Below are 15,496 nucleotides of genomic sequence, written 5' to 3'. Positions count from 1 at the left end.
TGTTAACTTCCAGAATAATTAACCCTCAAACTGAGAGGCAGTGCCATTTCCAACAAAAAAGCCAGTAAATATGCGGGATTTCAACGACTTTTCTTGCAAAAACAGACTGAATATGGGATAATGATTAAGGGATAATTAACCCTCAATAAGGAGGGGCTATATGTACCTTAATCTCACCGTTCCGATGCCAGTGGGAACTGGAAAACTGTCCGTCAAGAGGATCAGGAACACTCCGTATATTTACTATGAGACCGGGCGGATATACGATGCCAAAAAGAAATATAACAAGCCAAAGCGGGTTTGTATCGGAAAGGCCATTGATGACCGCCCGGGAATGATGGCGCCGAATACAAACTTTCTCCGTTTTTTTCCGGAGGTGTTACTTCCAGACGAGGCGGAAGGCCCTGAGCGCAGCAGCTGCCTGCATGTCGGAGCCTACTTCGTGATCCGGAAAGTGATCAGTGAATACTTTCTTGACCGTATGATCGCAAAGATCATCGGAAAGGACGCCGGGCTGTTCATGGACCTGGCAGTGTATTCCATCATGACGGAGGGGAATGCTGCACAGTATTACCCGTCTTATGCGTATAACCATCCGCTCATGACTGAGGAGATGAAGGTCTACAGCGATTCGAAGATATCTGATTTCCTGGGGAAGGAAACAGATGACCAGCGCATCGCATTCCTGAATGAATGGAACGCAAAAAGAGACCACCGGGAGAAGATCTATATTTCCTATGATTCCACGAACAAGGTCTGCCAGGCAGGCGAGATCGACCTGGCCGAGACCGGTCATTCCAAAGAGGGGTCTGACAAGCCTGTATTTAATTACTCGGTCGCTTATGACCGGGACAACAGGGAACCCCTCTTTTATGAAGCCTATCCGGGCAGCATCGTGGACATATCACAACTCCAGTTTATGCTGGAGAAAGCGGAAGGCTACGGCTACAGACATATCGGTTTTATCCTGGATCGTGGATATTTCAGCAAGGGGAATATCCACTTCATGGACAGCAAAGGCTATGATTTCGTCATCATGGTCAAAGGGATGAAGAAACTCGTCAGGGAACTCATCCTGGAAGTCCATGGGACATTTGAGCAGAGCCGCGCGACCAGCATCCGGGCATTCAGGGTAAACGGGACAACAGTAAGGCGTCAGTTGTATCCTTCAGATGAGAAGAAGCGGTACTTCCATATTTTTTACAGTGAAGGAAAACACGCGGCGGAGCGGGCAAAACTGGAACAGGACATCGACCAGATGGCGAAACAGCTGAAGTCCTGGCAGGGCCTTCAGGTCCGGCCGACCGGAAAATACGCAAAATACTTTGACCTGATCTATTTTCATGAAGGCAAAGACGATGAAGCCTTCAGCTGCGCAAGAGAACGAATAGATGTCATTGACCAGGAGATCATGCTCTGCGGTTATTTTGTCATCATTACCTCTGACAAGATGTCGGCAGAAGATGCGCTGACGCTCTACAAGGGCAGGGACAGCTCGGAAAAACTCTTCCGCGGTGATAAATCCTATCTCGGGGACAGGGCGGAACGCGTATATGGCAGTGAATCAGTTGACACAAAGGTTTTCATCGAGTTCGTAGCTCTCATCATCAGGAACCAGATTTACAACCGTCTGAAGGAAGAGATGATCAGGAACGACAAAAAGCTTAACTTCATGACGGTCCCGGCAGCGCTGAGGGAACTGGAAAAGATCGAAATGATAAAGAGCCCTGACAACGAATACCGTCTTGACCATGCAGTCACTGCGACACAAAAGGCAATATTAAAAGCATTCGGAATGACTGCCCAGGACATCAAACTCAAAGCGAAAGAGCTCAGCGCCGAACTGGTCCGTATCGAGCAGGAAGCAGCTGAATAGAAAGCCGTTTCTGACGCAGCATCCGTTTAAGGAGGATCACACCATGGCAAGGACAAGAAGGACCATCCCGCTCGACGAGAAGATTGAGAAAGCTAAGGCTGCGGTGTTCCAGGCGAAGGATAAATACGATGCAGCTGTGGAGGAACTCAATAAACTCCAGAAGAAAAAACTCGAACTTCAGAAACAGGAGCTACTTAAAGCGATCGAGGAGAGCGCAAAGTCATACGAAGAGATCATGGCGTTCCTTGTTGGAGATTCGAATCCGAACGAAGACTGACGCAGCTGTTTAAGATTGAGGGTTAAAAATTACTGGAAGTTAACATTGAAATCGGAGGGAACGATTTATGAAATACGATTTTGACAGCTACCTCTTATATGAAGTCACAAAGTCCTCTCTGTATACTGTGAGAATCATTGTCGAACTGAACGTTCCCGTACACGGCGAAGTACTCAGGGGAGCTGCGCAGAAAGCTTTCCGGAGGTTTCCATATTATTCCCGGACAGTCCGGACAGATGAGCATGGCGCCTATGTCCTGGAGCCGTGCGAAAAACCGATTTGTGTTTTTGAAGAGAAAGAAGCCCCGGTGAGACTGGGGGCTGAGCAGACAAACGGCCTCCTGTTTGCGATTACGTATAGCCAGAGTACCGTGTATTTTAACTTTTCCCATAATTTCTGCGGCGGCTGCGGGGCCATGTTGTGGGTCAAATCGACCTTGTGGCAGTATCTGACAGATGACGGATATGCGATAGATTCTGCGGGAATTCTTACTCCTGACAGTCCGATCACACCCGAAGAGACGGCCGTTCCGGATCCGGGATCATTTCCTCAGGAGGAGATCATCGGACAATATACAGGCGGGAACAGTTATGTGCCCATTCTGGAATACCTGCCTTATTTGACAAACCCGTCTAAAGGAGGACAGGTTTTTTATCCGATCACCATAGACCGGTCTGCCCTCATGAAATATGCGCGTGATAACGATGGCAGCCCGAATTCCATTCTTTCCGCCGCAATGTTCAGAATGTGCAGCAGAGTGTTCCCGAACGCCAGACAGATCTCAGCCGGAATTGTCTGCAATTACAGACAGGATGTGGGCTGCCCGGAGACCTACAGAGACCTCGTGAGAGTCCTTCATGCCAGGTACCTGCCGGGAATGAAAGACTGGCCGATCGAAAAACTCAGTACCGTGACCAGGGGGGCGATGTACCTTCAGATGCAGCCGGAACTGAGCCGGAAGACGTACAGACAGGTCGCGGCCTACAGGGACCAGATCGACAAAATCCCCGGCAAAGTACTGAAGACCGCTTACGCATTAAATAACAGTCCCCTTCGTTCCGGAGTCAAAGACACCTTCAATGTCAGTTATGTCGGCAATGTGGACTGGGGAAGTCTGTCTGAATATGTTGATGAGGTTTACAGCCTGACGGAAGGCCATCTCATGCTCGAGGTCAACTCGGCCGGGGACAAATTCTGCATCGCCTTCCAGGTCCTGAACAGGGACGAGAACTTTGTCCGGGAATTTATCAGGGTACTGGAGGAAGAAGGCATTCCCTACGAACTCGGAGAAATGATGGAGAGCAGGCTGCCGCAGATCGAGATCAGCTGACAGCCTGCAGACAGGGTGATCGTATTGCTGACGATCAGCATTGTGCCGGACTCCGGAGATAAGCTGCGCGCGCAGCCTGCCTAATCCCATTTCCTGATCAGGGATAATGCATTCTCCCTGCAGAGTTTTTTTGCCGTTTCGGGACTCAGCTTGTCCAGAAGCATATAGTATTTGCCGATTTCATCGGGATAGGTCTCCCAGTGGCCGACTTTATCGGAACCGATCATAAAGCGGTCTGAATACTTTTCGATCAGTGCCGCCCACATTTCTGTAAAGATTTCCGGTTCGTAATTGCCGTGCATCATTTCCCCCCGGATATAATTTTCAAAAAATATCCAGGAGATATCCACATAGAGATTCGGGTGGTCATGGAGCAGTTGTCCGGCAATGATTAGGAGTTCTTCCAGCTCGATCCTTCGGGAGACACCGACATGAGCCCAGATGATCCTGCATTTTCTGTTGTGCTCCAGTGCCCGGATCAGTTCCTCCTCATATAAGGGCTTAATGGCATTCTGGGGAGAGATATTGTGATGGACCAGGACGGGCAGACCGTGATCGGCAGCCAGGTCGTAGATCATGCGAAAAGCAGGGCTGTCCATATGGATGCCTTCCCCATAGGTAAGCGCAGTCAGGTCGTCATGACGGCTCATCAGTTCGCCGATCCCGCACCAGAACCCGGGGTACATTTTCAGCAGACGCTCGATCTGCGTGGCAGCGTATTTATCTGTGCAGTCAAAACCGCAGCAGAAAGGATGGAATCTCTTCCGGATCTCCTCAGGGGCGGAAAGAAGCTCATTTGCCAGAATGTGATCGGTTCCCGAGTAGTAATAGCATCTGCTGTCATTACTCAGATAGTACGCCGGCCTTTCTTTCATCAGATAATCCCATTTTTTAGCCATGGGCATGCCGAAAACAACAGATTCGGAAACACCTGCTGCATCCATGGCTCTTACCAGGGAAGGAAAGCCGTCCGAATCCTGTGTGAAGTCCAGAAAATGCAGGTGGGAATCAATAATGTCGTATCTTGGCTCTGTTTTCATCCTGCAGATATCAATGTCGCGATTATAGATCATGGCAAGCCTCCATTAGTCAATCTCAGTTTTTCCATTTCAATTATAACAGTTGTAGAACCTGTGAAAAACAAAAAAAGGCAGGCAGTGATCTGTAAATAATCTTTGTTGCCACACGCCCTTTTGAAGGGCGTGACCAGTAACTGCAACACCGGAATCCAGATCTTCCTGTCCCGCTTTCCTGTCAGCCTTGACCGGTTTTGCGGGCCCGTGATAGACTGATTAAGATACAAAGACCAGTCTGGTTTCGGGAGATGGCAATCGCTTTTTGCCCCACAGATAATCAGATTATCGGTAATTTCACTTATTTACCTACTGTTTCAGGAGAATCGGTTGGGATCTTTTTTACATAGAATTCCTAAGGAATTTTATGGATTTTATGGAAAGAAGCATTATTTAAGAAAGGAGATCTCGTTATGGCAGCAGAAGCAAATCAGAACACGCTGTATATGGTGACCGGGGCAGCCGGTTTTCTGGGCGGCACCGTATGCCGTCAGCTGGTTGATCAGGGAAAAAAAGTGAGGGTTTTCATTCTGCCCAATGACCCGGCCAGAGTATTTGTGCCAGAGGAAGCAGAAATCGTAGAAGGAGATCTTTCGGATATCGAGAGCCTGAAACCGTTTTTTGATATTCCCGAAGGATGGGATGCCGTCGTTCTGCACATTGCCAGCATCGTCACCTCCAGTCCGGACTTCAACCAGAAGGTCATCGATGTGAACGTCGGAGGGACTAAGAATATCATCGAGCTGTGCCTGAGCACGCCCCGCGTGAAAAAGCTGGTCTATTGTTCCAGTACGGGAGCGATCCCGGAGCTCCCCCAGGGGACACCAATCAAGGAAGTTGATTATTTTGATGAGACCAAGGTCCTGGGCTGCTATTCCATGAGCAAGGCGCTTGCCACCCAGGAGGTCCTGGATGCCTGCCATCATAAGGGACTGAATGCCTGCGTCGTTCATCCCAGCGGGATCATGGGCCCCGGCGACTACGCGCTGGGAGAGATCATGCAGAATGTGATCAATATTATCAACGGCGAGCTGCCGGCCGGGATCGACGGCAACTTCAATATCTGCGATGTGAGAGATCTGGCCAATGCCATTATCAGTTCCGTTGATAAAGGAAGATGCGGGGAGTGTTATATCCTTGCGAATGAAGTCATCTCATTCAAAGATTTCTGCAATATGATCACGGAGAACAGCAGCGGCAGCAAGGTAAAGGTTTTTATTCCTCCGGTAGCAGCTAATATTATGAGCTTCCTGATGGAGAGGATCGCGGAAAAGAAAGGCGAAAAGCCGGTCCTCACTTCCTTTAATATTTATAACCTGACACGGAACAATCAGTTTGATTCCACGAAGGCGAAAGAAGAACTTGGCTATACGACCAGACCCTATGAGGAGACCATCCATGATATGATCGAATGGCTGTTGGCACAAGGGATCATTAAAAAGGAATCATAAGGCAGAGGTACCAACTGTCGGAAATAGATTGCTGTTGACGGCAAAAATACTGTGAACAATAAGAGAAGGAGAAGGAAGATGGCGAATGTTTGTGTGATCACCGGAGGCGGAAGCGGCATGGGGCTGGAGACCGCCAGAAATATAGACAAGGATGTGATCCTGGTACTGACAGGCAGAACAGTTTCGAAGCTTGAGAAAGCAAAAGAACAGCTTGAGGCGGAAGGACACCAGGTCCATCTGATCGCCTGCGACGTATCCGTCAGGAAAGACGTGCATGAACTGTGTCTGTTTGCTGACAGCCTCGGAACCATCAAGACCGTGATCCATGCGGCCGGACTGTCACCCACAATGGCGGACGCGGAAAAGATCATCATGGTCAACGCCGTGGGAACAAAGAATGTCAACATGGAATTTTATAAATATATGAAGGACGGCGGTGTCATTGTGGACGTTGCGTCCAGCTCTGCCTATGAAGCGCCGGGTCTCCTGATCAAGCATCAGATTTTCGAAGAAGCAGAGTATAAGGAAGACGCTTTTGTCAGGCATATGCTCGGCGAGGCAAATCTGGCAGGCGATGATTACAACAAATCCGGTCTGGCATATTGCCTGAGCAAAAATTTTGTCGTGTGGTATGCCCAGAAATGCGCGCATGAGTATGGCCCGAAGGGGATCCGCGTGGTCTCCGTCAGCCCCGGTCTGATCGAGACGGATATGGGTACCCAGGAAGTAGAGAAGTCGGAGTTCGCAAGGCAGATGATCGAGAGATCCTGTGAACACAGAATGGGCAAAGCTGAGGAGCTGGGCTTCGCCATTGCCACGATCGCGGATGCCAGAAACGGATATCTCAGTGGAATCGATGTGCTGATCGACGGCGGTGCTTCCACGGGAAAGAAATCTTAAGAACCAGGTCCGGAAGCCGGTTCCGGTAATCAATTCCGGTAATAACAGAATGTTCTCAGGAACGAATTGATCAAGTAACAGTTCCTTAATACCGTCGATGATGGATGGCTTAGGGAACTGTTTGCGCCGGCAGGGTTTGAGCGGCTTGTATGCAGCAGTGCGCAGTGAGTTAAGAAAGGATTGTTTTATGGCCAAATACTATGAACCGATGCTCTTTGCCGGTACTTCCAGGCATCCAAATAACATGGGGATGATGGCGGTCCTTCAGGAACCGGTGGATGGAGAGCTCCTCGGTGAAGTTGCTGAAACCCTGAGGGAACGTTTCCCGTATTTTTATGTGCGCGCCGAACTCTCAGGCAACGAACTGATTGCTGTTCCGAATCCGCTGCCGATTACAGTCCGCAATACCTGGGAACCGACCTTCCTTCATTCGAAGGAAGTTAACTATCATATGACCACCTTCAAATATGAAGGAAATGCCTTTGCAATCGAGATGTCACATGTTATTTCGGACGGGTCCGGGGCGATTCCCTATTTTAAAAGCGTGCTGTACTTATATCTGTCACGGAAAACAGGCATAGAGTTTGACCCTGCCGGCTTTCGCCTTCCCGGTGACCCCATTTCTGAAAATGAAACCGGGGATCCTTTCCCCTCGCTGAATCTGGATGCCGTACCGGAGACTTTTTATAAGAAAAAAGTTACTTCCGACTTTTACGACATCCATGCCAAACTGGCGGATAAGCTGAAAAAAGGGAAAAATATCTTCCTGAAGATTCCGGAAGAGAAAGTGATGGAGATCTGTCAGGACAGTGACGGAAGTCCCAATGTGCTCCTGTCCGTTCTGCTGGCAAAAGCAGTCAGACGTATGGATCCGGAATCTGATAAGACGGTTTTGATCGGTGTTTCCATCAATCATAAAGCTGTCCTGGGCAATTATGACAGTTACCACCTTCTTTCGGACGTTGTTTATCTGGACTTTCCCAAAAACAGAGAAAATGAGAGTCTGGAAAAAATGTGTACGATCGCCCGGGGGCAGCTCATGCTGCAGGTGCAGCCTGAGAATTCTATGAATTATGTGAAAACCATGCAGAGCGGGGCTGACATGTTAGACATACTGCCTCTGCCTTTAAGGTCTGTGATGACTGATCTTGCCCTTGATTTTGTATCAAGAGGAACAGCCTGTGTCTCTTATCCCAATCTGAGAAGCCTTGGACCACTGGATCCCTATATCCGGGAAATCTTTTACCTGTCGGAACCGGACGCCTTCGACGTACAGATCGAAGCGGCCTGCATTAACGGCAGTTTTTGCTTAGTGTTTGCCCAGAGCTTTTTGTCGGAAGTGTTTTTTGAAGCCTTTTGCCAGGAACTGGAGGCGGCAGGGATTCCTGTGGAAATAATCCGAAAGGATTCGTGCCCGCTGTCCGGTGTCCGGTTTGACGGGATCGAGGAAGAGAAACAGAAGAAATTAAAAGAATTTTTTAAAAAGGTATTTCAGCACTGATGCGCAGAGCGGCTCCCCGGAAAGATTCCTGGACGGGGAGCTGTTTTAATGTCCTCGAAAGCTTTCGTTTTACTCCTCCTGTCACAGAAATACAGATTATTTGTCAAGAGGAGGTTTTCGCGGCTGAGGAACGAAATAATGCTCAGCCTTATTCAAAAGCCCGACCAGAACGCTCCTTTTTATATGTTCCTGCTATACACAAACTATACTTTTTTTTCATTATAAAGTATGTTACAATGAATAAATGCATGACAGTGAATCAAGTGAATAAAACTTGAACCTGGCGGGATTTTTTGAATGCAAGATGTTTGAAAGTAAGAGAGTTCTATATGGGGAGAAAGCAGGCAGTTACTTATCAGGATATAGCAGAATACACAGGCTTTTCCAAAGCAACCATATCGAGATATTTTAATGACCGGGATTCGCTCACGCTGGAAAAACAGGACGCGATCTCTGAAGCCCTGAAGAAGCTGGATTACAGGCAGAACAAGGTCGCCAGAGTGCTTGCAAACGGGAAGACAGAAATGGTCGGAATCCTGCTTCCCGACCTGTACCATCATTTTTATTATCAGATCCTTAATAAGATTCTGGGAACCTACCGGGAGTTTGGATTCAAATTCCTGGTGTTTAACGGGGACCACAACGAAGAGGTGGAGCGCAGATATCTCCAGGAGCTGATGGCCTACAAAGTTGAAGGGATGATCGTCCTGAGCAATACCCTTTCTTCTGAGGAGCTGGCCGGTACCGGCATTCCGATCGTGGCGATCGAACGGGAGGACAGGTCGATCCACAGTATCACGACGGACAACTATCTTGGCGGGCAGATGGCCGCGGAACTTCTCAGGAAACGGGGCTGTACGAAGCTGTTTCACATCAATTCGGAGGTCCCCCCGGGATATATACTTCCTGCCAGGGACAGGATTCCCGGATTTGTGGATTATTGTGAAAAAAACGGTATTTCTCACCAGGAATACTATTTTCGCTACAGACCGGATCAGGAGAGCCTTCAAAAGCAGATCGGAGGGATCCTGGAGAAGATTGAGGCCTGCCGCGGCGGAGAGAAAGCGGGGATCTTCGCGGGAAATGATACCTATGCAAACACCATCCTGAACATTCTCCTGAGATGCGGTAAGAAAATTCCTTCCGAATATCAGATCGTGGGGTTTGATGATTCCCCCATCGCTCTGGACGCCGTATTTCCGATCTCGACGATCGGACAACAGGCTCAGCAAATGGCGGAAAGCGCGGTCTCTCTTCTGAGTGAAGAAATGAGGAAGATGCGCCAGCGCCGTCCGGATCCATCCAAGGAACCGATCCACAAGATCATCCAGCCGGTTCTGATCGAGCGGGAAACGACATTGCGAGAGAAGAGCGACAGGGAATGGGGGAGCACACAGCATTTCGAAAGCAGTTTTCAATAATATGAATATCGGTTGACAAATATAATAAAGAGAAACCCGGAACTTGCACAGATTGACAAAAACAGCAGGTTTCCGGGCTTTTTTTTGTGGAAAAATGAGGTTACAGTACAGACTCCCTCGAAACTCGAGGTGTTTTTCGCGGCTTTTTCGCGAAAAACCCGAGTTTTACGGCGAAAATCCCATCGCGAAGCGATTTGGAATGGGATTTTCGCAAGCTACAGTACACGCCATCGATAGGGCGTGTACTGTAGCAAAATGATTGAAAACGACATACCTGAAACCGGTTTCAATTGACAAAATGCCGGTATTAAAGTATTTTTAATGTAACCGGTTTTGTAACCGATAACAATACCGATAACAATACCGGTTACAGAATTGTCTTTCAGCCGAAACGCAATGTCTGTTCAGGATTTATTGCAATTTATTCAATGAGATGAATACGCGGTGAAATGAATACGCAAGGTGCTTTTCCTTATGAATAAGACGGACATTAGTCCGGACTGGCAACGGGATGTCAAGACCATACGGATTACGCTGCACAACAACGGCTGGCAGACAGGGGATATCTGCAAACAGGGCATTGTGCCCGGGAAGGAGAATCATTATGAAAAATGTTTTGAAGAAAGCTGCTGCCGCGATGGCAGCTGCTGTGCTGGCAGCAGGTCTGCTGGCAGGCTGCGGAGGCGGAGGAAGTGCATCTCCCGGCGGAAGTGATTCCGGCAGCGGCGTTGCGATCACGATCTTCAACTCCAAGATGGAGATCCAGGACAAGCTGGAGGAGAAAGCGGCAGAGTATTCCGAAGAGAAGGGCGTCGATGTCGAAGCCTATTATTCCAGTGACACGGTCGCTGCCCATCTGGCTACAAGATATTCCTCCAATGAACCTTACACCATTTCCATGGTGGACGCGAAGGATGTCTATGCCCTGGCTGCGGAGCATGCGCTGGATTTGACCGGTGAAGACTGGACAGGCAAGACGACCCAGGCCATCACCATTGACGACAAGGTATATGGCTTCCCGGTCTGCATCGAGGCGCGCGGCATCATCTACAATGCCGATGCCATCAAGAATGTCACCGGCGAAGACTTTGATCCTGCTTCGATCAAGACGACTGCTGATTTCAAGGCTCTTCTTGACAAGCTGGTGGCGGGCGGCATGGCTGCTCCCTGCGGTGTCATGAAAGAGGACTGGTCTCTGGCAGCGCACTTCTTCGCGGAGGTTTATGAGCAGAGAGATGATCCTGATGCCTTCATCGCGGGCATCCAGGACGGTTCCGTTTCTCTGGAGAAGGATCCCAAGTTTAATGCCCTCATGGATACTTTTGATCTCCTGAAGACCTATAACTATGCCAAGGACGCCGCCATCTCCGCAGAGCGCGAAGTGACCGAGCAGAAGCTGGCTGAGGGCGAGATCGCCTTCATGTTCGGCGGCAACTGGGACTGGTCCGTGATCAATGCCTATGACTTTTCTGAGAACATGGGCATGATGCCTGTCCCGAATGACAGCGGCGACGGCAGCAATGAGAAGCTTGTCGGCGGCGGCTCCAAGTATTTCTTTATCGACAATTCCGAGAATACCAGCCCTGAGCAGCAGCAGGCCGCGAAGGATTTCCTGAACTGGCTGGTCAATGATGAAGAGGGTCAGTCCTTTATCGTTAATGACTGCGCACTGGTCCCCGCTTATTCCAATATCACCCTGGAAGTTTCCGATCCGCTTGGAAAATCTGTCAAGGCATTTACGGATGCGGATGCTCTGATCCCCAACTACAACTATCTGCCGGATGATCACTATTCTGTGGTCGGTTCCTTTATGCAGAAGTACCTCGCCGGTGAGATCGACCGCGCGGGTCTCGCAAAGGAAATTACCGGATACTGGGCAACTGCTCAGGTCGGCGCGCACTGATATTTCCCTGGAAAAACAGGAAAAAACAAATTACAGGTGTGAATGCCGGCAGAGACAGCATGCCTGGCGTATGCCGGCATTCACATGTCCTGGAAAGGGGAGAATGAATGAAACGAAATACATCATCTTATAAGGCACAGCAGTTTCTGATGTTCGCCGGTATCGCGACTGTCCTGTTCTGTGCTGTCGTGATCATTCCGTTTATCTATGGTATTTACCTCACCCTGACAAGCTGGGACGGTATTGCCAAAACAAAACCTTTTGTCGGACTGGCAAACTACGCGGAGGCGTTTAAGGACGTTGCTTACTGGCAGGCGCTGGGCCGCACAGCGATCTATTCTATTTTCGCGGTCGTCCTGATCAACGTTGTAGCGTTTTTCCTGGCTTATCTCGTGACCAGCGGTGTCAAGGGACAGAATTTCTTCCGCGCGGGTTTCTTCGTTCCGAACCTGATCGGCGGTATCGTCCTTGGTTACATCTGGAAATTTGTCTTTAACCGCGCTTTCGTCGCGCTTGCCTCCGCTATCAAAGGCGGAACGGCACCGTCTCTTTTGTCGACAACAAACGGAGCAATGTTCTGCCTGATCCTCGTTTCGGTCTGGCAGTTTGCCGGTTATATGATGCTGATCTATGTGGCCGGTTTTATGAGCGTGTCGGATTCCCTCAAAGAGGCTGCCATGATCGACGGGTGCACACCTTCTCAGGCAATGTGGAACGTCACGATTCCGCTTATGAGATCTTCTTTTGTGCAGTGCATCTTCCTGAGCATCACGAGATGCTTCGTTGTGTACGATGTGAACCTGTCCCTGACAAAAGGTGAGCCCTACAATACCTCCGTCATGGCGGCCATGCATGTCTACAACACAGCATTTACCTATAAAAAATACGGCCTGGGCCAGGCTGAAGCTCTGATTCTGTTCGTGGTCTGTGCAATTGTCGGCGTCACCCAGGTCTACATCGGTAAGAAAGGGGAGGTGGCAGCATGACACAGAATGAAAAAGCCGCGAGAAAGAAAAAGATCATGCATGTGGTCATGTGGATCGTACTCCTGGTGCTGTTCCTTTGTTTTGTCGCCCCCTTTATACTGGTGATCATCAATGTTTTCAAGACAAAGGGCGACATCACATCGAATCCGCTGGCATTGGTCGGTGAGCATGGTTTTACGACGAAGAACTTTCCTGAAGCCATGAAAAAGATGAATTTCTGGCTTGTCTTCGCGAACTCCGCGATCATTACCATCAGTGCTACGATCCTGACGATCATTATCTCCGCCATGGCATCCTTTGTCATCGTCCGCAACCAGAAATGGAAGGCCTGCGCCCTGCTGTTCGCAGCCATGGTCGCCTCCATGGTCATTCCCTTCCAGGTTCTCATGGTGCCTCTGGTTTCGGTTTACGGCGGAACTCTGGGTGTCCTGAATCACAGGCTGACGCTGATCCTGATGCATGTCGGATTTTCGGTATCTATGGCAACCTTCATGTTCCATGGCGCGATCCATACCAATATCCCGCTGGAACTGGAAGAGGCCGCTTACATTGACGGATGTACCCGCTGGCAGACCTTCTGGAAGATCGTATTCCCTCTGTTAAAGCCTACGATCGCGACGGTGGCCATCATCGACGCTATGGCTTTCTGGAACGATTACCTGCTGCCCAGCCTTGTTCTGACCAAGAAGAATCTCTATACGATCCCGATCGCGACCCAGGCCTTCTATGGAACCTACTCGACGGATATCGGCCTTGTCATGGCAGCCCTGCTGCTTGCTATGCTGCCGATCCTGATCCTGTATGTATTCCTGCAGAAGTACATCGTCGAAGGTGTTACTTCCGGAGCAGTCAAGGGCTAAACGGCAGACCCGGCGTGCTGGATGATACCCCGGTGGGTATACAGTACCCGATGTGCCAGACTCGCTCGCGAGTCTGGAACTCAATGAAAAGCCCTCCCGCTTCTTTAAAAGGCTTAAAAACACTGTATCGATATACTGAATGATTTTAAATGACAGATTCGCCCTCGCTGTATGGCGGGGGCGAATCTATAAGCCGTCAGGTAAAACATTCCGGCACAGGAGGCGAGGATCAGCATAATGAAATACATCAGTGAAAAACTATCCAATGCCCGGCTCGAAGAAAAACAGGGGGAAAAACTGACCGGGCCAGTGCGCCCGTGTTTTCATCTTACTGCCTGTAATGGGTGGATGAATGATCCGAACGGGTTTATTTATTACCGGGGAGCATATCATCTTTTTTATCAGTATTTTCCTTTTGCGTCCCGGTGGGGGCCCATGCACTGGGGGCATGCCGTCAGCAAAGACCTGCTGAACTGGGAATATCTGCCGGCTGCGCTGGCGCCCGATCAGGAATATGACCGCGACGGCTGTTTTTCAGGGAGTTCAATTGAGCTTGCGGATGGAAGACTCCTGTTGATGTATACCGGTGTGCGGAAAGAAAAAGAGGCGGACGGGCAGATTGAGACAACACAGACCCAGTGTCTGGCGATTGGAAGCGGAGTCGATTTTGACAAGCTCCCGCAGAATCCGGTGATCGATGGGAAAGATATGCCGGAAGGTGCCAGCCGCGCGGATTTCCGTGATCCGAAGATGATCCCGTGGGAAGACGGGACGTTTCGCTGTGTCATGGCAAACCGTGCGGAAGACGGGAGCGGTCAGGTCCTGCTTTACAAGAGCCCGGACGGGTTTCGATGGGAATTTGAAAAGATACTGATCAAAAACAATTATCGTTTCGGCACTATGTGGGAATGTCCGGATTTTTTCTGCATGGACGGCCGGTGGATCCTGATCGTCAGCCCGATGGATATGCTTCCTGTGGAAGGAAAATATCCTGCCGGGGACACAACGATCTGCCTGATCGGAGAGGAAGGCGGGAAACCGGGACAGTTTCCTGAAACAGCGGATCAGCCCCTGGATTACGGGATCGATTTTTACGCGGCGCAGACCGTTCTCACACCGGACGGGAGACGCGTCCTGATCGGGTGGATGCAGAACTGGGACGATATCACGATTCGGGAGCCGGATTCGCCCTGGGCGGGACAGATGACCCTGCCCAGAGAGCTCTTTCTGCGCGGGGGACGCCTCTGCCAGAGACCGGTCAGGGAACTGGAGCTGCTCAGACGCGGAAATACGCAGTACCGCGGCATTCCGGTATCAGACCGGATGACCCTGCCGGGAGTCTGCGGCCGCGCGGCTGACCTGGAGATCCGGGTGAGACCCAAAGGACGGGAGCAGAGTTACGAAAAATTCGAGATTCACTTCGCGGAGAAAGACCAATGGCATACTTCTCTGAGCTATCGTCCGGCAGAATCTCTTCTGACGCTCGACCGGCGGTTTTCAGGGACAAGGCGGGCGCTCATGCATGAGTGCAGCTGTTTCATCGAGGACGCGCAGCAGGAGCTCCGGATCCGTGTCATCCTGGATCGATACAGCGTTGAAGTGTTCGCTGAAGACGGAGCCAAAGTGATGACCGCCGCTATATTCACGGAGCCTGATGCGGACGGAATTTCCTTCTGCGCGACTGGAGAAGCGGAGATGGATATCACCTTGTATTCCCTGGAATCATAAACGATAAAATCAGCAGATCGTTTCAAAGTGAGAAACCTTTATCTTTCAGGAAAAGCCCCTTTTCGGGGGCTTTTTCCATTGCATAAAAATCTGTGGGCGGAGACTCAGAGCGTTCTCCTGGTTCCGGTCAATGGCTCAAACAGTTATATGGTCAGGCCCTGGTCAGGGTTTGGCTAGTAACCTCAAGTAA

12 protein-coding genes are annotated in these 15,496 nt (G+C 50.0%); 11 read left to right on the top strand and 1 reads right to left on the bottom strand.

What is annotated here, in order from left to right:
- Positions 1-160: 160 nt before the first annotated feature.
- The 3 genes from BLT02_RS09245 to BLT02_RS09235 all read left to right on the top strand — a co-directional run bounded on the left by BLT02_RS09245 (position 161) and on the right by BLT02_RS09235 (position 3,483).
- Complete coding sequence (locus BLT02_RS09245) at positions 161-1,876, top strand: IS1634 family transposase (RefSeq protein ID WP_092991159.1); 1,716 nt, start codon at positions 161-163, stop codon at positions 1,874-1,876.
- 43 nt (positions 1,877-1,919) lie between these two features.
- Complete coding sequence (locus BLT02_RS09240) at positions 1,920-2,153, top strand: hypothetical protein (protein WP_092991158.1); 234 nt, start codon at positions 1,920-1,922, stop codon at positions 2,151-2,153.
- 67 nt (positions 2,154-2,220) lie between these two features.
- Entirely contained in the window at positions 2,221-3,483 is a 1,263-nt protein-coding gene (locus tag BLT02_RS09235; RefSeq protein WP_092994157.1) for a hypothetical protein, read from the top strand.
- 80 nt (positions 3,484-3,563) lie between these two features.
- Here BLT02_RS09235 and BLT02_RS09230 read toward each other — a convergent pair whose 3' ends face one another.
- A complete protein-coding gene (locus BLT02_RS09230; protein ID WP_092994154.1) occupies positions 3,564-4,556 on the bottom strand; it encodes an amidohydrolase family protein in 993 nt (330 codons plus the stop codon).
- Positions 4,557-4,969: 413 nt separating this feature from the next.
- Between BLT02_RS09230 and BLT02_RS09225 the strand changes: the two genes are divergently transcribed.
- The 8 genes from BLT02_RS09225 (at position 4,970) to BLT02_RS09190 (ending at position 15,306) form a co-directional block, all read left to right on the top strand.
- Positions 4,970-6,007, top strand: a complete 1,038-nt coding sequence (locus BLT02_RS09225; protein WP_092994151.1) for an NAD-dependent epimerase/dehydratase family protein — start codon at positions 4,970-4,972, stop codon at positions 6,005-6,007.
- 78 nt (positions 6,008-6,085) lie between these two features.
- A complete protein-coding gene (locus BLT02_RS09220) occupies positions 6,086-6,907 on the top strand; it encodes an SDR family NAD(P)-dependent oxidoreductase (protein ID WP_092994148.1) in 822 nt (273 codons plus the stop codon).
- A 187-nt stretch (positions 6,908-7,094) separates the two neighbouring features.
- On the top strand, positions 7,095-8,408 hold the full coding sequence (locus tag BLT02_RS09215) for a hypothetical protein (protein ID WP_092994145.1): 1,314 nt from the start codon (positions 7,095-7,097) through the stop codon (positions 8,406-8,408).
- 329 nt (positions 8,409-8,737) lie between these two features.
- The gene (locus BLT02_RS09210) at positions 8,738-9,829 is read left to right on the top strand and encodes a LacI family DNA-binding transcriptional regulator (protein ID WP_092994142.1); all 1,092 of its coding nucleotides are present in this window, start codon (positions 8,738-8,740) and stop codon (positions 9,827-9,829) included.
- A gap of 604 nt (positions 9,830-10,433) precedes the next feature.
- Positions 10,434-11,732, top strand: coding sequence for an ABC transporter substrate-binding protein (locus BLT02_RS09205; RefSeq protein WP_092994139.1), 1,299 nt, complete (start codon positions 10,434-10,436; stop codon positions 11,730-11,732).
- A gap of 107 nt (positions 11,733-11,839) precedes the next feature.
- Positions 11,840-12,718 carry a carbohydrate ABC transporter permease gene (locus BLT02_RS09200; protein ID WP_092994137.1) on the top strand — a complete coding sequence of 293 codons (879 nt, stop codon included), beginning with the start codon at positions 11,840-11,842 and terminating at the stop codon, positions 12,716-12,718.
- Complete coding sequence (locus BLT02_RS09195; protein WP_092994134.1) at positions 12,715-13,578, top strand: carbohydrate ABC transporter permease; 864 nt, start codon at positions 12,715-12,717, stop codon at positions 13,576-13,578. The genes BLT02_RS09200 and BLT02_RS09195 overlap by 4 nt, the downstream gene beginning before the upstream one ends.
- A 237-nt stretch (positions 13,579-13,815) precedes the next feature.
- Positions 13,816-15,306: a glycoside hydrolase family 32 protein gene (locus tag BLT02_RS09190; RefSeq protein ID WP_092994131.1), complete on the top strand. Its 1,491-nt coding sequence runs from the start codon at positions 13,816-13,818 to the stop codon at positions 15,304-15,306.
- Positions 15,307-15,496 lie beyond the last annotated feature (190 nt).

Origin of the sequence: Sarcina sp. DSM 11001 (assembly GCF_900101015.1) — a bacterium.
Taxonomy (GTDB): domain Bacteria; phylum Bacillota; class Clostridia; order Lachnospirales; family Lachnospiraceae; genus CAG-791.
This window is presented reverse-complemented; position numbering and strand designations above follow the sequence as displayed.